The organism is Pelotomaculum terephthalicicum JT (assembly GCF_022410535.1).
Taxonomy (GTDB): Bacteria; Bacillota; Desulfotomaculia; order Desulfotomaculales; family Pelotomaculaceae; genus Pelotomaculum_D; species Pelotomaculum_D terephthalicicum.
This window is the reverse complement of record NZ_JAKNBL010000002.1, coordinates 151251-170650: the sequence shown is the minus strand read 5'-3', so window position 1 is coordinate 170650 and position 19400 is coordinate 151251. Positions and strand designations below refer to the sequence as shown.

The 19400-nt window shown below is 51.6% G+C and carries 20 protein-coding genes; all 20 read right to left on the bottom strand.

What is annotated here, in order from left to right; genetic code table 11:
• Positions 1-167: 167 nt before the first annotated feature.
• Positions 168-2264, bottom strand: coding sequence for a glycine--tRNA ligase subunit beta (glyS, locus tag L9W92_RS03165; protein ID WP_240082296.1), 2097 nt, complete (start codon positions 2262-2264; stop codon positions 168-170).
• Between the two features lie 4 nt (positions 2265-2268).
• Positions 2269-3147, bottom strand: coding sequence for a glycine--tRNA ligase subunit alpha (gene glyQ / locus L9W92_RS03160; protein WP_240082295.1), 879 nt, complete (start codon positions 3145-3147; stop codon positions 2269-2271).
• A gap of 175 nt (positions 3148-3322) precedes the next feature.
• A complete protein-coding gene (locus L9W92_RS03155; RefSeq protein ID WP_240082294.1) occupies positions 3323-3754 on the bottom strand; it encodes a DUF4342 domain-containing protein in 432 nt (143 codons plus the stop codon).
• Positions 3755-4026: 272 nt separating this feature from the next.
• Positions 4027-4797 carry a DNA repair protein RecO gene (gene recO / locus L9W92_RS03150; RefSeq protein WP_240082293.1) on the bottom strand — a complete coding sequence of 257 codons (771 nt, stop codon included), beginning with the start codon at positions 4795-4797 and terminating at the stop codon, positions 4027-4029.
• Positions 4798-4966: 169 nt separating this feature from the next.
• Positions 4967-5872 carry a GTPase Era gene (gene era / locus L9W92_RS03145; protein ID WP_240082292.1) on the bottom strand — a complete coding sequence of 302 codons (906 nt, stop codon included), beginning with the start codon at positions 5870-5872 and terminating at the stop codon, positions 4967-4969.
• Positions 5856-6152: a hypothetical protein gene (locus L9W92_RS03140; RefSeq protein ID WP_240082291.1), complete on the bottom strand. Its 297-nt coding sequence runs from the start codon at positions 6150-6152 to the stop codon at positions 5856-5858. Before L9W92_RS03140 ends, era begins: the two co-directional genes overlap by 17 nt.
• Positions 6149-6658 (bottom strand): cytidine deaminase, encoded by a 510-nt coding sequence (cdd, locus tag L9W92_RS03135; protein WP_240082290.1) that lies wholly within the window; start codon positions 6656-6658, stop codon positions 6149-6151. Before cdd ends, L9W92_RS03140 begins: the two co-directional genes overlap by 4 nt.
• Positions 6659-6680: 22 nt before the next feature.
• Entirely contained in the window at positions 6681-7076 is a 396-nt protein-coding gene (locus tag L9W92_RS03130; RefSeq protein WP_240082289.1) for a diacylglycerol kinase, read from the bottom strand.
• Between the two features lie 18 nt (positions 7077-7094).
• Positions 7095-7556, bottom strand: coding sequence for an rRNA maturation RNase YbeY (gene ybeY, locus L9W92_RS03125; RefSeq protein WP_240082288.1), 462 nt, complete (start codon positions 7554-7556; stop codon positions 7095-7097).
• Entirely contained in the window at positions 7510-9738 is a 2229-nt protein-coding gene (locus L9W92_RS03120) for an HD family phosphohydrolase (RefSeq protein ID WP_240082287.1), read from the bottom strand. Before L9W92_RS03120 ends, ybeY begins: the two co-directional genes overlap by 47 nt.
• The gene (locus L9W92_RS03115) at positions 9722-10678 is read right to left on the bottom strand and encodes a PhoH family protein (RefSeq protein ID WP_240082286.1); all 957 of its coding nucleotides are present in this window, start codon (positions 10676-10678) and stop codon (positions 9722-9724) included. The genes L9W92_RS03120 and L9W92_RS03115 overlap by 17 nt, the downstream gene beginning before the upstream one ends.
• 13 nt (positions 10679-10691) lie before the next feature.
• A complete protein-coding gene (gene yqfD / locus L9W92_RS03110; protein ID WP_240082285.1) occupies positions 10692-11936 on the bottom strand; it encodes a sporulation protein YqfD in 1245 nt (414 codons plus the stop codon).
• A gap of 14 nt (positions 11937-11950) precedes the next feature.
• Complete coding sequence (gene yqfC / locus L9W92_RS03105) at positions 11951-12232, bottom strand: sporulation protein YqfC (RefSeq protein WP_240082284.1); 282 nt, start codon at positions 12230-12232, stop codon at positions 11951-11953.
• Positions 12233-12498: 266 nt separating this feature from the next.
• Positions 12499-12675 carry a 30S ribosomal protein S21 gene (gene rpsU, locus L9W92_RS03100; RefSeq protein ID WP_240082283.1) on the bottom strand — a complete coding sequence of 59 codons (177 nt, stop codon included), beginning with the start codon at positions 12673-12675 and terminating at the stop codon, positions 12499-12501.
• 170 nt (positions 12676-12845) lie between these two features.
• Complete coding sequence (locus tag L9W92_RS03095; RefSeq protein WP_240082282.1) at positions 12846-13190, bottom strand: histidine triad nucleotide-binding protein; 345 nt, start codon at positions 13188-13190, stop codon at positions 12846-12848.
• 92 nt (positions 13191-13282) lie between these two features.
• Positions 13283-14593, bottom strand: a complete 1311-nt coding sequence (gene mtaB / locus L9W92_RS03090) for a tRNA (N(6)-L-threonylcarbamoyladenosine(37)-C(2))-methylthiotransferase MtaB (protein WP_240082281.1) — start codon at positions 14591-14593, stop codon at positions 13283-13285.
• A 4-nt stretch (positions 14594-14597) separates the two neighbouring features.
• Positions 14598-15347, bottom strand: coding sequence for a 16S rRNA (uracil(1498)-N(3))-methyltransferase (locus L9W92_RS03085; RefSeq protein WP_312038055.1), 750 nt, complete (start codon positions 15345-15347; stop codon positions 14598-14600).
• Position 15348: 1 nt separating this feature from the next.
• Complete coding sequence (gene prmA / locus L9W92_RS03080; RefSeq protein ID WP_240082280.1) at positions 15349-16272, bottom strand: 50S ribosomal protein L11 methyltransferase; 924 nt, start codon at positions 16270-16272, stop codon at positions 15349-15351.
• A 21-nt stretch (positions 16273-16293) separates the two neighbouring features.
• Entirely contained in the window at positions 16294-17415 is a 1122-nt protein-coding gene (gene dnaJ / locus L9W92_RS03075) for a molecular chaperone DnaJ (RefSeq protein ID WP_240082279.1), read from the bottom strand.
• A gap of 109 nt (positions 17416-17524) precedes the next feature.
• On the bottom strand, positions 17525-19375 hold the full coding sequence (gene dnaK, locus L9W92_RS03070; RefSeq protein ID WP_240082278.1) for a molecular chaperone DnaK: 1851 nt from the start codon (positions 19373-19375) through the stop codon (positions 17525-17527).
• Positions 19376-19400: the final 25 nt, after the last annotated feature.

Sequence of the window (19400 nt, the reverse complement as noted above, 5' to 3'; positions counted from 1 at the left end):
TTTTGTTTCTTTTTCATTCTCAAGCTGTTTCTTAGTTCAGCTAGCGTTTTGTTTATTTCAGCAGGGGAGGAATTTTGGTATTGCCCCTTACCATATAAGAAAAAGAGTGCGACATTAGAGAACCTTCCTGTCGCACTCCTTGGCTTTGCAAGTATTTATCCTATGAATTATTTTGATTCCACTACTATCCTGCTTAAGTCAGCCACCTGCTTTACTTGCGACGCAAGACTTTTAAGCAAAGCCAGGCGATTTTCGCGCACTTGCTCGTCATCCACCATCACCATCACCGCGTTAAAAAACTTGTCCACCGGCTCCTGCAAGGTGGCGATGGCCGCCAGTAATGAACGGTAATCTCCGGAAGCAAGGTACTCTCCCGCCTGATCACGCACGCTGCACAGGCGATTGTAAAACTCAATCTCTGCAGGATCCGCTAAAAGTGACCGGACCACTTGATCCGTCCCGGCTTTTTTGGACAGGTTGTTCGCACGGACGAAAGCCGTCAGCAAATTGTTGAAAGCCGGGTCGGGACGCAGCTCCGTCAAAGCCTCCACCCTGAGCGCCACGTCGCTGAAATTATCATAACCGGAGGCAAGAACCGCCTCGACCGTGTCGTACGCGAAACCCCGCTCCTCCAGGATGCCTCTAAGCCGCTGTCCAAAGAATTCGGTTACCTCTTCGGTCACTTTCTCCAGGCTCAGCTTAAGCTGAACTTTACCCTCGTAGCACTGATAGGCGCTCGCGATTAATTGTTTCAGCGAAAGGTCTATCCCCCCCGCCAGAAGAATATGACTGATGCCCAACGCCTGACGGCGCAAAGCATACGGATCTTGCGACCCGCTGGGCTGAATGCCTATGGCGAAGCACCCCACGATATTATCTATCTTGTCCGCGATGCTTAAAATTTTGCCGGGTATGGAGCGGGGCAAATCGTCACCCGCGAAGCGGGGCAGGTAATGCTCAAAGACGGCAGCTGCCACGCCCTGCTCTTCCCCGGAGCGCTCGGCGTATTCCCGGCCCATAATCCCCTGCAACTCGGGAAACTCGTAAACCATGTTTGTCACCAAATCGGCCTTGGCCAGGTAGGCTGCCCGCAAGACGCGCTTGCCATCCTGCTCACCTACACCCAGCGCGCCGGCCAGGTACTCAGCGTTGGCGCTGATCCGGACGACCTTGTCATAGACACTGCCCAGACTTTCCTGGAATACAATTTTCTCCAAAGCCGGCACTTTTTCAACCAGCGGTGATCTCAAGTCCTCCCGGAAGAAAAAGTCCGCGTCAGCCAGGCGGGCGCGTAAAACTTTCTCGTTGCCAGCCCTGACGATATCCAAATGATTCGCTCCCCCGTTCCGCACGGCGATAAACTTGGGCAGCAGGCTGCCGTCAGCCGCGGCGACCGGAAAATAGCGCTGGTGTTCCCGCATCAAGGTAACAAGCACCTCTTTGGGCAGCTTTAAATATTCCGCACTAAACTCCCCGGCTAAGGCGGTCGGGTATTCTACCAGGTTATTTACCTCATTGAGCAGCTCCTCGTCTTCCTCTATAGTTCCTCCCGCCGACGCGGCCAGTTCCCTTACCTGGCGCCGGATGTCCTCCTTCCGCTCCAGTTGATCAACCAGCACGTAAGCATTGCGCATTTTTCCAAAATATTGAGCCGCGTTTTCCAGTTCTATCGGTTCCCGGCATAAAAAACGGTGCCCGGCGGTAGTCCGCCCCGATTGACATCCGGCGAATTCAAATTCCACCACCTCATCACCAAGCAGCGAAACGATCCACCGGATTGGCCTGGCAAAACGGATTTCCAGTTCACCCCAGCGCATCGGCTTGGGGAAATGAAGCCCGGCAACCAATGCGGGCGCCACCTCGGCCAGCACCGCCAAAGCCTGCCGCCCGGCCTCCCGCTTGACGGCAAACACATATTCAACTTTTCCGACAGTTTTATTAACCAGGTCTGAAACGGATACTCCCTGGCTTTTCGCAAAGCCGGCCGCAGCCTTAGTCGGAGAACCGTCCGGGTGAAAGGCTGCTTTCGCGGCAGGTCCTTTTATCTCTTTTTCAAGCGGCTCCTGGATTTCCGCCAGCCCTTCCACGAACAGGGCCAGCCGCCGCGGCGTACCGTAAGTTTTCACTTCTTTGAAGCCCAAACGATGCTCCTGAAGAGCCCCCTCCGCCAGTTCTTTCAACTCGGCCAGGGCGGGATCCAAAAACCGTGCGGGCATTTCCTCGACCCCAATCTCCAATAAAAAATCCTTCGCATTGCCAGCCATGTGCTCACGCCCCCTCCTTTTTCAGCAGCGGATAGCCCATCGCTTCCCGCTGTTCCACGTAAGCCTGGGCGCAGGCGCGGGCCAGATTTCTCACCCTGGCGACAAAACCGGTGCGTTCAGTCACGCTGATCGCGCCGCGCGCATCCAGTAAATTAAATGTATGCGAACATTTCAACACTTGATCGTAAGCAGGAAGCACAAAACCTTTTTCGATCACTCTTAAAGCTTCTTGCTCATACATATCAAACAGCTTAAACAACATGGACGTGTCGGCCAGTTCAAAATTGTAATGGGAATGTTCCACTTCTCCCTGGTGATGAACGTCACGGTAACTGATCCCGTCAACCCAGGTGATCTCAAACACGCTGTCCACTCCCTGGATAAACGTGGCCAGCCGCTCCAGACCATAGGTAATTTCCGCGCAGACCGGGCGGCAGTCGATGCCGCCGCACTGCTGAAAATAGGTAAACTGGGTGATCTCCATCCCATCCAGCCACACTTCCCAGCCCAACCCCCACGCGCCCAGAGTTGGCGACTCCCAGTTGTCTTCCACAAAGCGTATATCATGCTCCTCCGGATCGATGCCGATAGCTTGGAGGCTGGCCAGATACAATTCCTGCACGTCATCCGGGGATGGCTTCAAAATAACCTGATACTGGTAATAATGCTGCAGCCGGTTCGGGTTTTCACCGTAACGCCCGTCAGTCGGCCTGCGGGAAGGCTCCACATAGGCGACCCGCCACGGCTCCGGCCCCAGCGCTCTCAAAAACGTCGCCGGGTTCATGGTGCCCGCTCCCTTTTCCACATCGTAGGGTTGCAAAATAATACAGTTCTGATTGGACCAGTATTGGTTCAGGGTGATAATTAACTCCTGGAAATTCATACCATGCCTCCTCGATCAATATTTAACAAAAGTAAAACCCCCGGCCTCAGGCATTTCACCAGAGACGGGAGTCATTTTACGCGCTTCCTGTCAGACCGGCCGTCATTGACTCTTTTATTCACTCATATTTTTGTTACAATTTATCAAATTTTTGTGTTAAAGTCAATGCCCGGCGCTAAATATCGTTTCCCCCGGAGCCGCTTTTTACCTCAACTCCATCGGATTCCCCGGCACGCTCTATATCCAGTGAATATTTATTAGCCATCCCCGCTACTGAAGCCAACACCCCCAGAATGGCTATTTCACTGCTGGCCATGGCGCCCAACAGCCCCAGCGCCCCCAGTGAGGCCGGTATTTCAACCACTGTCCGCTCACCTTGCTTAACCTTAATCCGGTATCCACGATTTTTATTAAACAGCCCTTTGATCTGTCCCAGGACCTCGCTTCCTTTCTCATGGAAGGAACCGCCCGCAGTATGTTCTTTCTCCTCAAGATTTATCAGGGCCTGCAAAACGTCGCCGTCCGCCGCGTCCAGGGCGGCTTTGGCCTCTTTATAACTTACACCCAATCTGGTTCTTAAGATATCGATTTTTTCAAGCTCACCCATTTTAATCCCCCTTTTTTAGACTAGTATTAAGTCTGCTTAATATGACAGCGTGGTGCTTACCTTGAGGGCGATTTTGAGCCTTATTCAAAGTGAGCCCTCGGAATAGCGAGGGAACTGTTTGAGCGAGTGAAGCGAGCGAGTTTGACCGAGCCCGAGGGCGAAGGAGCTCGTACAATATTAAGGGCGAACATAAGCCCGTAGGTAAGTACCACGTCTATATTACCCAAGCAGACTTATCCTTTTTCCTTTATTTACTCCCACAGCGATAAATTTTATACATGAACATGATTGGCACCGGCCCGCTCCTGATGAAACCGGTCAAAAAACGCGGCTGATTTTAAGTCCCGCTCCAGATGATACCGTATATACGCATGGAGCAAACTCCTGATCTGGCTCCTGACTGAACCCTCTATTTTAAGTCGGCTCAATTTAGCCGGGTGCCACCTTAAGAGCAGCTTGAGGGTCTCCAGCATGCCCCTGTTAAAAGACATTGCAGCCGGGTCCGCCGGCCTGCAAGTTTCGCACAGCACTCCGCCTATCGCCGGGCTGAATGCCGGACGCCCTGCCACAGGTCCCTGACAGTTGGCGCACTGCTCCAGCACAGGGCGGTAACCCAGCAAAGACACCGCCTTAATTTCAAAAGACCGCGTCAGCAGTTCGGCATCCCCCGCATCCAAAAGTTTCATAGTGGTAAGGAGAAGCTCAAAAAGCGGCGTGTTCGGCTCCCCTTCCGGAGTTATGACATCCACCAGTTCAGCCAGGTAGCTGACTCTTACTATTTTTACTAAGTCGTCCCTGAGAGAAGAAAACATTTCGATAGCTTCGCCCTGGCTGATTGAATCAAGCTCGCGGCCCCGGCTCACCAAAAACCTGGAATGAGAGAAAAGCTGCGTGGCGCCGCGTTTGCGGCTTGCCGGTTTGGAGACGCCGTGCGCCATTACTTTTATTTTACCCTGTTCCCTGGAATATAAAATCAATAGTTTGTCCGCATTGCCGCAGTCCCTGGCCCGCAGGACGACAGCCTCAATCTTGTAAAGTTTCATCAGTAAGACCCCAAATTCAAGTATTCAGAATTCAGGAGTCAGAGTTCTTTTAGGAGTCAAAATTCAGGAGTCAGTATTCAAAATATAAATTAAAGAAAGAAATCGTCTGTCTCTTGTCTCCTGACTCTTGTCTCCTGACTTCTGTCTCTTGTCTTCTGACTCCTGATTCCTATGTTTCATAGTATCCCAGGTTTTTAAGCTGCGCCTCTTTATTTCTCCAGTCCGGCCTCGTCTTTACCCGGATTTGGAGAAAAACTTTTAGACCAAGCAGCTTTTCCATATCCGCGCGGGCAAGGCTGCCGATTTTTTTCAGCATCTGGCCTCCCTTGCCGATCAGGATCCCTTTCTGCGTTTCTCTCTCTGTGTATATCACCGCCCGGACCGCCATGACATTGTTGGGTCGCTCCTGCATCTCCTCGATTACCACGGCTACCGCATGAGGCACTTCCTGTTCCGTGTGGCTCAAAACCTTTTCTCTGATCAGTTCGGCTAGGATAAACTCCTCGGGCCTGTCGGTAACCATCTCGTCGGGGTAATACTTTGGCCCGGCCGGCAGGTAGCTTGTCGTCACCTCAAGCAATCGTCCGGTGTTCTCCCCGGATAACGCCGACACAGGGATAATCTCAGAAAATTTGTATAGCCGGGCATATCTTTCGATCAGAGGCAGCAATTCTTTCCGTTTGACCAGGTCAATTTTATTAATCACCAGCGCCACCGGGGTCGATAAATCCGCAAACTGCCGGATCAGGTAATTGTCGCCGGGACCTGGCTGCCGGTTCGCCTCTACCAGAAAGAGAACAAGATCAACCTCATTTAATGTATTCAGAGCGACTTGCACCAGGTGCTCACCCAGCTTATGTTTCGGCTTGTGAATACCCGGAGTGTCCAAAAAAATAACTTGGCATTCTTCGCGGGTGAGCACGCCAAGAATCCTGTTCCTGGTCGTCTGAACCTTTTCGGACATAATGGTTACTTTCCGCCCGATCAGCCTGTTTAACAAAGTGGATTTTCCCACGTTGGTCCTGCCTACCAGCGCCGCGAACCCTGATCTGAAATTGTCATTTTCTTCTACCAAAACTATCACCTTTAACTTCTTCAGGATTATTGAGCTTCCTATTGCGGTAGTATAATATTATATCCGCCATAATCATAACACCATTTATAACATATAGATATATGACAAGATCATAGCTAAAGATTAACTTATGGATGATGCCAAAAAAATAACCGGTGAATATAATCCATAAAAAGAGAATACTTTTCCCGGCAGTTTGTCTTGATACGTAAGACTTGTAAATAGACGCCGGCCACGCCGCTCCGAAACAAACCAGCATGAGAACCTCAAAAATACTCACTTAATTTCCTCCATACCGGTTGCCGCATGTTGCCGGATCACCGGCTCAAATATGTTCAGGCCGGTCTTCTTGCCGGCAGAAGGTTCTTTATCCCGTCCGGCGCATCCCGCCGCGCGGCTTGTTAACGCAAAGGCCGCGGGTAACAGTTCGGCGGCGGTTTGCATCCGGAAATCACCCTTGCCGTTTGCCATAAAAACTTTCATCGCCGGGTTAAACTCCATTAGCACCTGGCGGCAAGCGCCGCACGGCGCGCAGTATTCATCAGTGCCGGCGGTAACGGCGATGGCCTCAAAATGCCGCTCACCGTTTGAAACAGCCTTGAACAAAGCCACCCGTTCCGCGCAGCAAGACAAGCCGTAAGACGCGTTCTCGACATTGCAGCCGGTATAATAACGGCCTTCCACGGTCAGTATGGCGGCGCCCACCTTGAAATGCGAATAAGGAGCATATGCTCTTTCCCGCGCCGCACTGGCGGCCTTAATCAGTTTTTCAACCGGAAAATCCATGAAATTGCACTCCTTCTCATGGTTACTGAGCCAGGCGGGGATAGAGCACCAAATACGCTACCGCGATCGAGTTCAAGGCGGCAACCAGCACCGCGCCGGCAGCCACATTTTTGGCAACGCGGGCAAGAGGGTGGTAAGTTTGCACGTAAAGGTCGACAACCGCTTCAACCGCGGTGTTAAACATTTCGGCCATGATTACCAGGGTAATTGAGAATATCAAAAAAAGCAGATCATGGGCTTCTATTTTCAGATATAACGCCAGCCCAAGCACCAACAGCGCGGCCGCAAAGTGTATCCGCATATTGCGTTGGGTAAACAACGCGTGCCGCAACCCCGCGGCAGCATAAGTAAAACTTTTTAAAAAATTTTGCACATCCATCGGCATCACCACATAACCATTGTTCCCTGAGCCGCTCATGGCCGGTAAAGGGCTAAATTATCTGGCAGCATTTAATTTCAGGAGTATTTCCTCCTCTTTTTTACGCATGGCCTGTCTGTCTTCTTCTTTCAAATGGTCATATCCCAGCAGGTGCAACACACCATGTATCGCCAGGTAAGCAACTTCCCGCCGGATGCCGTGTCCGTATTCTTCCGCCTGCCGCACGGCAGCCTGGAGGGAAATGACCACATCGCCCAGCAGCACTTCAGCATCCCACTCCTCCTGGAAAGACTCCCCTTCAAGCATGGAAAAAGACAGCACATCTGTGGGACTGTCTATCTCACGGTACTGTAAATTCAAGTCGCGTATATAGCTGTCGTTTACAAATACAAGGCTTACCTCGGCTTCTTCACCGTATCCTTCACCCCTCAGGACTTCCTCTATTACCGGGATTAAAAAATCAATTAGCTCGCTATCCAGCGCCACCTCTTCCTGCAGGTTGCTTACGAAAACTGACACGCTTTTTTCTCCTTTCAATTTCCTGTGACAGATCCGGGTATTCCACCCGGGAGTGAAAGATTCCCGACAGCACGCGGACAAATGAAGTCGCTATGATATCCAGATCTTTAAAAGTCAGGTCACACTCGTCAAGCTGGCCGTCGTTCAGCTTATCCTTGACGAATTTTCTCACCAGACCCTCAACGCGGGCCGGGGTACGGTTCTGCAGCGAGCGAACCGCCGCCTCTACCGAGTCTGCGAGCATCACAATGGCGGCTTCCCTGGTTTGTGGTTTGGGACCCTCGTAACGGAACTCTTCTTCGGTGACACTTTCGGTGCGGTCGTTTTCCAGAGCTTTGTGGTAAAAATAACTAACCATACTGTCGCCATGATGCTGCTCAATAATATCGACAATCCCCTGAGGCAGCTTATGCTCCCTGGCCATCTCCACACCGTCTTTTACGTGGGAGGTGAGAATCAGGGTGCTTAACGAAGGGCCGATTTTATCGTGCGGGTTTTCACAATCCATTTGGTTTTCTATGAAAAAATACGGCCTTTTGATCTTGCCGATATCATGGTAATAAGCACCCACACGGACCAGCAGCGAGTCGCCGCCCACCGCGTCGGCGGCCGCCTCCGCCAGGTTCCCCACAATAATGCTGTGGTGGTAAGTGCCCGGCGCTTCGGTTAACAACCTTTTTAACAATATGTTGTTAGGGTGTGAGAATTCCAAAAGTCTGACCGGCGAAGTGATCCGAAACGTGCCCTCCAGAAAAGGCAGAGCCCCATTCGTCAACACGGACGACAAAATGCCGTTGGCTATCCCGAGAGCCAGGCAGGACGAAATCAAAAGGCCAAAATGAATATTATTGGCCAGGCCAACCGTAAAAATAGCCACTACGTTGGCAACACTGATGTAAATCCCGGCCCGGACGAGATCTCCCCGCTGGCTCAATTTCGATACGCTGTATACTCCCGTGATGCCGCCGATTATCCCCACCAGCCCGAAACGGAGCTGGTTATCCGTCATCGTTCCCAGCATCAGACTGAGCACGGCTACCATTAGCGCAGCCAGCCGGGAGTCCAGCAGAATGGCAATCAACATCCCCGCCGTGGCCAGGGGAACCATGTAGCCGAACTGGGCGCTGAACTCCGGCCATCGGCTGACGTTAATGGCAATAATAGCTTTGCCAACCCCCAGAACAACTAAAACAATTATACCCAGTAGATACAAGTGCCCGGGATGCTCGTAAATCTCCCTGTTCTGCTGATAAAGATAAACCAGCACAACCACCGTGAGCAGGACGACCAGCAGCAATACACCCAGGACTGAAGACAGATGCAGCTTGGGGCGGGTAATACCCAGCGCCTGCAGCTTGGCAAGGTGTTCCTCAGTTAGTATTTCCCCTTCCCCGATTATCTTTTCCCCTTCCTTAATTGAAACCATGACGGGGGAAACGGAGGCCATAGCCTCCTCCTGCTTTTGTCTGGTTTTATCAGACTGAATAAAACCGTTGGGACGAAGATAGTAATCAACAGCACCTTTGGCAAATTGTTCATAAACCTTGGAAAAGCGCATGCCGACAATTTTATTGTTTATGGATTTCTTATTTTCTTCCAGAACGTCCTGGGTAATTCCGTCTCCATCATTCATCGCCTCTGCCACCAGGTTATTTATTCCGGATTCAACCTGCATAGTGTCCTTGGCGGTGGCATGCGCCAGGTCGTTAAGCTCAGCGTCTTGCATGACAAAAGGAAAAATCGAACGGAGCATGGCCACCTTTCCGGCCACGTCCAAACTGGTATCGCTTTGCACGTCAGACAGCTTTTTTGCCAGATCGGAAATATCTTTTTGCACAGCGACACTGACCTGAGGGTCAATCGTATATACATTGCCGGCTTTTTCCGCAGCCTGGCGGCGCTCCATGGCGGTCTTGTTTTTGTCTTCAAAGACGATGCTTTTTTCAGCTTTTACAGTCGTGGGAGATACCTGCCCCACGATCATGCTGGATTTTTCATTGATAAAGTCAGAAGATATGATTACAGTAGTCAGAAATAAAAACAAAATCGCCGCACTGCCCCGCCGTACCTTGCGTTGCTTGGCCAACAGGGACAGGACGGCCGCGACTTTACCTTTTACCGCGCTGATTGGAAGCACGATTTCACCCCCCTTTCCGGTTACCGCCCTATTGCTCTTTTTCATATGCCCTGATAATCTCTTCAACCAGAGGGTGCCGCACAATGTCATCGCCAGTGAGGGCATGGATACCCAATCCCTCAATATCCTTCAAAACTTTAACAGCGTTGACCAGGCCGGAAACCTGTCCTTTCGGCAGGTCAATCTGAGTGATATCCCCGGTAATTACCGCCTTCGAACCAAAGCCCAGCCGGGTCAGAAACATTTTCATCTGTTCCGGAGTGGTGTTCTGCGCTTCATCCAGGATAATAAACGAGTCCTCCAGCGTCCTGCCCCGCATGTAGGCCAGGGGAGCAATTTCGATTATATGACGTTCAAGATACTTTTGGGTGTTCTCCACTCCCAGAATATCGTAGAGACTATCGTAAAACGGCCTTAGATACGGGTCAACCTTATCTTGCAGATCGCCGGGCAAAAACCCCAGTTTCTCACCCGCTTCCACCGCCGGACGGGTCAAAACAAGGCGCCCGACGTTTTTATTGCGCAGTGCCTTGATCGCCATCACCACCGCCAGATAGGTTTTGCCCGTCCCGGCCGGGCCGATGGCAAAAACGACATCGTTATTTTTTATGGCTTCAACGTATTTTTGCTGACCGATAGTCTTAGGTTTAATCTGCTTACCCCGGGCGGAAATCATGGTAACATCTTTAGCTATACTATCCAGAGCGTTTTTCAAGCCGCCTTGCGCCGACTTAATCGCGTAGCCGACTTCCTGGGCGGTTATGTGGTTGCCCGCTTGATAAAAATTGTTTAGCTGATCCAGGATCTCCCTTGCCTGCTCCACCTTTTCCTTTTCACCGGTTATTGTCAGAGCATGGCCCCGCGCCACAACGTGAACTCCCAAGATCCTTTCAATCTGTACCAGGTGCTCATCGTGCTTTCCGAATATTTCTGCCGCGGCGCCAATATCATCCAGTTCTGCCCTGGCTTCAAATTTATCTGTCAATACCCGGCCTCCTTTAAGGTTTAAATAGTTTTTCCTTGCCGATATCCTCAACCGTTTCTAAAACGGCCTTTACCCGGACGACATTTTCATCGCGACCGGCGCTGACATCCTCCAGCCACCGTCCTTGAACAATAGCATCCCGGGGCAATTGCTTCATTACTGCTTCCAGGGCCGCCTCCTCAGCGGCTTTACAAGTGTCCTCCCGGCTGCGTTCATCGCAATAGGCGGCCAACTCCAGGTATTTTACTGTTACTAGTTCGACGGGCGGGTCAAGATTCCTCCATTGGGGAAGCTTTTTCACAGATGTCACTACCTCGTAGTGCTCAAAGGGTATGTTTTCGCTGTCTAACAAAATTTTTTCCTGCGAATTATATTTTAAACTGACCCGCTTTTTCGATCTTCCGGTAAACCGGTAACCTGTTTCAATAACCTGCGCCTCCCCGTAACCCTCATACCAGACTCTGGCTCGCACAATACCCCTGGCATGAACATAATAAGCCGGCCGGATCGCTTTAGGCTCTTCTTTCTTATTGCCCTCACCTTGCTTGGCAGAGTCATCCAATAGGGGGGGTATTTCACCGGAAATAAGCACCTGGCCCGGTGCAACCGTATCTCCTTCCTTAATCAGCGGGTTGCCGTTTAAAACCAGCACTTCTTTAATCATCCCCGCTTTTGCCGCCACGATGTGGGACGGTCTCCGATCCTCCTCCTCAGGCACAATCCGCTCAGCCACTTCAATTGTCACTTTTGTGCCCTTGATATATACGCCTGTCCACGCCACAAGCGGGAGTCGTTCGAGAATCCTGGCTTCCACCTGCTCGGGTTCTATTTTCCACTTCGGCTTTCCTCTGGATAAGCCGGAATCGGCGGCGGCGCCAAGCACTTCCGCGGCAGTAAGCCGCTCGTTGCCCCTGACTTCTATGAACCACACGAAAGAAGAAAGAAAATAAAGTGTTCCCAGGAAGAAAACAAATCCCAGCGCCAGCGCTTTTCTACGCCGTATCCTGACAATACTAAAAGGCAGTCCTTTTCTGGATTCAATGCTGTAGCGGCAGCCGGTGCGCCTGGCGATATGCCGCAGCGGTTTCACGGCATGCAGCCGTACCTTGAGCAAGAAAGCGTTTTCCCCTGTTCTGGAAATATCCCAAAGGTAAATTCCCCTGCTGGCAGCCATATTAATAAATCTTTCAGGAGCCTTACCGGTGACTATTATTACTACATAACCGATGAAATATGACATTAGTTTAAAAAACATCATGGTCTTAACCCCCGTTAATCAAAACTCAAAGAACGGATTTTCCCTTCTATATGCAACTCGTCCGGCAGCAAATTACGCAGTATCAGATTCTCCCCTTTTATTGCCACCTCACCTTCACCGGTGGCTATCCGGACAGTATTCGCAGTATATTCGATTATCCCATGATGATTTTCGATTTGCAGCTGAACATTACCGAATAGAACAATTTTAGGCAAATCCAGCATCACGTCACCGGGTAATTCAAGGAATTCCGAGAACTGCCTTTTTAATTTCTTTCTCAAATCACGCCAAGCCAAAAAAATCCCCTCCTGCAAGATTTTATGCAAATAGAGGGGAATAGATTACTATTAAATGGAAAACAAACCAATCAAAAACATTAAGTATTCAGGAGTCAGGCGTCAGCATTCAGAATATTTTAAAACATCAAGCCTTTCTCTTATTACTCTTACTCTGATTCCTGTTTCCTGATTCCTGTTTTCTGTCTCCTTTTTTCTGACTCCTGACTCCTGAAGCAAAAACGCCCGGCACAATAGCCGGGCGTCTTGTTATCGGTTTATATTTATTAGTGAAATCTCCTTTTTCTCGCCGCTTCAGATTTCTTTTTTCTTTTAACGCTAGGTTTCTCATAATGTTCATGTTTTCTTGCTTCGGCCAATACACCGGCTTTCTGGCACGACCGTTTGAAGCGCCGGAGGGCGCTGTCAAGTGTTTCATTTTTACCAACCTTTACTTCAGCCACTATACTCTCCCTCCCTCCGCAATAACCATGGAGCCATAAACTCTATCTATATATGAAGATCTTACTATACGCGAAAACACTTTCTCATTATACAGCAGGGCATGTTGGCAGTCAACCAGTGATTTAAGCAGTGATTTAGGCATGTCCTAACGGGATTTTAGGGGCGTGTTTTAACCGGGAGGCCATGTTAGCGGTCTTCCTGCCAGGAGGTGATAGTGGATATGCATCACAAGCTGTTCCGCGTCACGGCCGCAGTTGCTGACCAGTCTAAAACCACGGTCGGCAAGCCCCAACTCACGGACAATACGTCCCGCCGCCAGCTGAATCCGGCCCATTATCTCAGCGTCTTCTTCTTTTAAATCAAAGAAGGTGGGAATGTGCTTTTTCGGAATTAACAACAGGTGGGCAGGCGCCTCTGGCTTAAGATCCTTAAATGCCATGACAAAGTCGTCTTCATACACAACTTCTGCAGGTATCTCCTTGTTAATAATTTTACAAAAAATGCAATCCTGCACTTAACCACCTCCTCCCTGGAGAGAAATGACATAAAAAAAGACATATAACATTATTATTATTCAACACCAAGAAAATAAATCCTGCTTAGCGCTCAAACAATCCTGCCTTTTATGGCAGCACCCCGGACTTCTTCAGCCTTTACTTTCACTATCGACCCAATCAGTTCCCTGCTCCCGGGAAAAAGCGCCCGCACGTAATTATCCGTGAGACCTTCATACAACCCGGCTTCTTCCTGATACTGCCGCTCAACCAGCACTTCCAGCACCTGTCCCAGCAATGAGGCAGCAAAGCCGGCCGCCATCTGGCCGCCCAGTCCGATTAGCTTGCGGCTGCGCGCTTCTTTAACCGCCGGTTCAATCTGGCCGGTAAAACCGGCCGCAGGCGTACCCGGGCGGGGCGAATATTTAAAAACATGCAATTTGCTAAACGAACTTTTCTTCAATAGCCGGTAAGTATTGTTATAACATTCATCTGTCTCTCCCGGGAATCCGGCCATCACATCAGTGGTCAGACCCAAACCGGGAATATTCTCCCGCAAAACATTCACCAGGCGGGTATATTCCCCGGCCGTGTAGCGCCTGCCCATTCTCCGCAGCACCTGATCATCGCCGCTTTGCAGCGGAATATGTAAATGCCGGCAAAAAACAGGGGAGCCGGCCAGAATTTCCACCAACTCCGGGGTAATATCATTTGGTTCTAGCGAACTCAGGCGCACTCTTGACAAACCCGGTATCAATACCAGCCTGTTCAACAGTCCGGCCAGGGTGACACCGTCCGCCAGGTCCTCACCGTAAGAGCCGGTGTGAATACCTGTAAGTACGATTTCCTTATATCCCGCAGCTGTCAGCTCGCGGGCCATTTCCAATATTCTTTCCGGGCGCCTGCTGCGCAGCGACCCTCTGGCATACGGAACAATACAATATGTGCAAAAATTATTGCAGCCGTCCTGAATCTTTAAGTAGGCGCGGGTTCTTTCCTGAAGAGGCAGCGCCGGAATCTCTTCAAACTCACCATCGTTTTCTAAACTGCTGACCGCATTTACAGGCATAAGACCCTTCTCCGCGGTTTCCACCAGTTCCACCAATTTTGTCCTGTCCTTCGTGCCTACCACCAGATCCACACCAGGTATCGCCAGGACCTCCTCCGGGGAAACCTGGGCGTAACAACCGGTGACGGCAATCAACGCGCCGGGATTGGTCCTGGCGGCGCGGCGGATCAATTGCCTGGACTTGCGGTCACCCAGATGTGTTACCGTACAAGTATTGATTATGTAAATATCAGCTTCTTCCTCAAATTCCACCAGGCGGTAGCCCCGATCACGGAAAGTCCCCGCCAGCACGGCTGACTCGTACTGGTTGACCTTACAGCCCAAGGTGGTTATGGCCACCCGTTCACCCTTCACTTAATCATCCCCCAAGATCGCCCCACTGGTAAAGAATCATCGTCAAAACAGCCAGACCCGCGGTTTCAGTGCGCAAGATCCGCGGCCCCAAAGTTACCGGGCGGACACCATGCAGCCGTGCGCGCTCCACCTCCCCGGCAGAAAAACCTCCTTCCGGACCGATAAAAACGTATATCTCCACCGGCGGCTTGCCGTACTGCAAAAAACCCTTCAACGACTCCGCTTTTTCCTCTTCCCACGGCATCAACGCCACAGCTTCCGCCGGCAAGGCGCCCAGCACCTGTTCCCAGCTTTTAGGCCCGCTGATTTCCGGGATATCCGGACGCCGGCATTGTTTAGCCGCTTCAAGGGCTATTCTCCGCCAGCGCTCCCACCGTTTAAGCTGTTTGTCCCCTTCCAGCTTAACCACCACCCGCTCGCTCAACAGAGGAATCAATCCATTCAATCCCAACTCGGTGCCTTTCTGAATGATTAAATCCATCTTGTCACTTTTGGGGATACCCTGCACCAAAGTAACCTTCGGCAAGTCTGGGGGCGCCGCGGCGAACTCCTTTTCAATCGTACAGGAAACATCTTTCTTGTCGACCTGTTCCAACACCGCCAAATACGATTTACCCTTCCCGTCAGACAAAACAATTCTACCACCGGCACCTAAACGAAGCACCTTGGCGATGTGGACCGCATCGGTTCCGCTTAAGACAACCCGGCCTTCTCTTATTTGATTTGGCGCCACGAAAAAATGGGACAGCTTCATCCTAACATTTCTCTCCCACAAAGGCCACCCAATGACCCTCACCCAACTGGTCGCGGACAGCCAGTCCGTACGCTTCCATGGCGGCGTGCACCTCTGCAGCGCGGCCGCGGATGATTCCCGAGGCGATCAATACGCCGCCCGGAACCAGCGCCCTTGAAGCGTACGGGGCTAAACTAATGATCACATCGGCGATAATATTCGACACGATCAGGTCGGCCTGACCTTCCACCAAGTCCAGCAGGTTGCCTTGAACAACACGGACTATTCCAGCGACCTGATTCCTGGCAACGTTTTCCAAAGCCACCCGGCAGGCTGTTTCATCCAGATCCGTGGCCGTCACCCGGCCGGCGCCCAGCTTGGCGGCGGCCACCGCCAGAATACCGGAACCGGTGCCCACGTCGTAAACCGTGGCGCCGCTGCGGACATGCCTCTCCAATAAACGCAGGCATAACAAAGTAGTGCTGTGCGTGCCGCAGCCGAATGCCATGCCTGGCTCCATTTCTATAACCAGATCGCCTTCTTTACGGTTCCACTCTTCCCAGCAAGGTTTGACCACCAGCCGTTGGCCCGCCCGCACCGGTTTATAGTAAGCGCGCCAGGCATTGGCCCAGTCTTCGTCGGCGACCCGGCGGGTGCTTACTTCCGGCGCCGGACTTAGCGCCAGCCGCTCTAAAGCCTGGCGGAAATCACAAAGCCTGCGGTCCAAATCCTGATCCGCCGGGAAATAAGACTTGACCAGCGGCCAACTGTGCCCGGACACTGTTCCGGGAATACCCCACTCATCAGGGTGGGTTTCCGCGGCATACCTGAGGATAACAGCAGGATCTTCAATAACCACGCCGCCGCTTTTCAACTCTTCGAATAATCCGGCCACCGCTTCAACCGTGCCGGGCAAAGTGCGAACAGTAATTTCCAGCCAGTCCACGCATTTATCTCCCTTGTTATTTTACCCCATAAAAGCATCTTTCATTTTTTCAAAAAAACTTTTATCGCCTGAAGCGTGCCGGCGCTCGCTGTCGATGCTGTTGAATTCTTTTAACAATTCCTTCTGCCTGTCATTGAGCTTGGTGGGAGTAATCACTTTAACTCGCACGTGCTGATCTCCCTGGCCATAACCGTTGATATGGGGGATACCTTTGCCTTTAATACGAAAAACAGTGCCTGATTGAGTGCCTTCAGGAATTTTTAACTTGGCTTTGCCGTTCAGAGTCGGGACATCTAACTCGTCACCCAGCGCCGCCTGGGCGAATGAAACCGGTATTTCACAAATCAAGTCATCGCCTTCGCGCTTAAAAACACGGTGCGGCTTGACGTGAATATATACATAGAGATCACCAGGCGGGCCGCCCCGCGAACCGGCTTCGCCCTCGCCCGCCAGGCGGAGGCGGGAACCGCTGTCCACTCCGGGCGGCACGTTGATCTTGATGCTGCGCGTCTTGCGCACCTGGCCGGTGCCCCGGCAGGTGGGACAGGGTTTGTCGATAATCTTGCCGGCGCCGCCGCAGCGGTCGCAAGTGCGCGACTGAACAACACGCCCGAAGGGAGTGTTCTGAGAATACTGCACTTGGCCCGCGCCGCCGCATGTCGGGCAGGTCTGGGGCTTGCTGCCCGCCGCCGCCCTGCTGCCGCCGCAGGTGCTGCAGGTTTCCACGCGCGGCACCTTTATCTCGCGCTCCATACCGAAAGCGGCGTCTTTTAAGCTAATTTCCATATCCGTCCGGATGTCGGAACCTCTTTCCGGGCCGGTGCGCCTGCGTCCGCCGCCACCAAAAAAAATATCAAAGATATCGCCAAAACCGCCTAAATCTCCAAAACCCCCGCCAAAGCCGCCAAAGCCCTGACCGTTGGCATCAGCGTGGCCAAAGTGATCGTAACCAGCCCTTTTATCAGGATCACACAAAACGACATAAGCTTCGTTGATCTCTTTAAACTTGGCCTCCGCGTTCTGGTCACCCGGATTTGCGTCCGGGTGATACTGGCGCGCAAGTTTACGGTAAGCTTTTTTTATCTCGTCAGTGGTCGCATCTTTGGATACGCCAAGTACCTCATAGTAGTCACGCTTAGCCATCTATCCACCACCTTAATATACTAAAACAAAGGAAAGGGGAACCGAAATTCCCCTCAAAAGGTTTCCTTAACTTATATATTATAATATAAAAATTATATTGGCTATTTTTTTATTTATCTTCCTTTACTTCAAAATCCGCGTCCACCACATTATCTTTATCGCCCTGGCCGCCGCCACCGGCGTAGCCGGCGCCGGCGCCGGCATTACCGGCTTGTGCCTGATCCTGACCGGTATTTTGGTACATAGAAGCAGTCAGTTCATAAAGCGGTCCGGTGATAGCTTCCAGTTTCGCTTTAATGGATGCTATGTCGCCGCCCTTCATGGCTTCTTTTAATTCGTCAGTGGCCTTCTGCAATTTTTCAACGGCGGCCGCGTCGGCCTTATCCTTGAAGTCCTTAATAGTTTTTTCAGCCTGGTAGACCATACTGTCGGCCTGGTTGCGGGTCTCCACTTCTTCTTTGCGTTTGGTGTCTTCCTCGGCGTATTTTTCGGCGTTCTTCACCATTTGATCAATTTCTTTATCGTTCAGGTTAGTGGAGGCGGTTATGGTCATACTCTGTTCCTTGCCTGTCCCCATATCCTTGGCGGACACGTTGACAATACCGTTGACGTCAATATCGAATTTTACCTCGATTTGCGGCACACCCCTGGGCGCGGGCGGAATACCGGTGAGGGTGAAACGGCCCAGCGTCTTGTTGTCCCCCGCCATCTGGCGCTCGCCTTGGAGTACATGTATCTCAACCGAAGTCTGGCCGTCCGCCGCAGTGGAAAAGATCTGGCTCTTGGCGGTGGGGATGGTCGTGTTGCGGTCGATCAGCCTGGTAAATACCCCGCCTAATGTCTCAATACCGAGGGAAAGCGGCGTCACATCCAGCAGCAGCACATCCTTAACCTCTCCCCCCAGGACTCCTCCCTGAATAGCGGCACCCAACGAAACACACTCGTCCGGGTTAATCCCTTTATGCGGCTCCTTGCCCAAATACTTGCGTATGGCTTCCTGCACCGCGGGTATTCTGGTTGAACCGCCCACCAATAGGATCTTGTCGATGTCCTTGGGCTGCAACCCGGCGTCGGACATGGCCTGGCGGGTAGGGCTCATCGTCTTCTCGATCAAATCGGCGGTCAATTCTTCAAATTTAGCCCTGGTTAAATTTACGTCCAAGTGTTTGGGCCCGCCGGCGTCGGCGGTGATAAAAGGCAGATTGATATTGGTGGTGGCAACGCCGGACAGTTCGATTTTAGCCTTTTCGGCTGCTTCATTCAAACGCTGCATAGCCATCTTATCGTTGCGCAGGTCTATTCCGGTTTCTTTTTTAAACTCGTCCGCCAGAAAATCAATAACCCGCTCGTCAAAATCATCGCCGCCCAGGCGGTTGTTGCCGCTGGTCGCCTTAACTTCAAACACGCCGTCGCCCAGTTCCAGAATGGAAACGTCAAAAGTGCCGCCGCCCAAGTCAAACACCAGCACCGTCTGCTCTTCTCCCTTATCCAAACCATAAGCGAGCGCGGCGGCTGTAGGTTCGTTGATAATCCTGAGCACTTCCAGGCCGGCGATCTTGCCCGCGTCCTTGGTCGCCTGGCGCTGGGAGTCACTGAAATAAGCCGGCACCGTGATGACAGCCTGATCGACTTTACTCCCCAGGTAAGCTTCGGCGTCTGATTTCATTTTTTGCAGAATCATCGCCGATATTTCTTGCGGGGTATAGTTTTTACCGTCAATCTTTACTCTGTAGTCGGTTCCCATGTGCCGTTTTATTGAACTAACAGTACGTTCCGGGTTGCTGACAGCCTGGCGTTTGGCCACCTGCCCCACCAGTCTTTCACCGTTTTTTGAGAATCCGACCACGGAAGGAGTTGTTCTGGCCCCTTCGGCGTTGGGTATTACTACCGCTTCCCCACCTTCCATAACAGCCACACAGGAGTTGGTGGTACCCAGGTCAATACCTATTATCCTAGACATATCAATTATTAACCTCCTGATAATT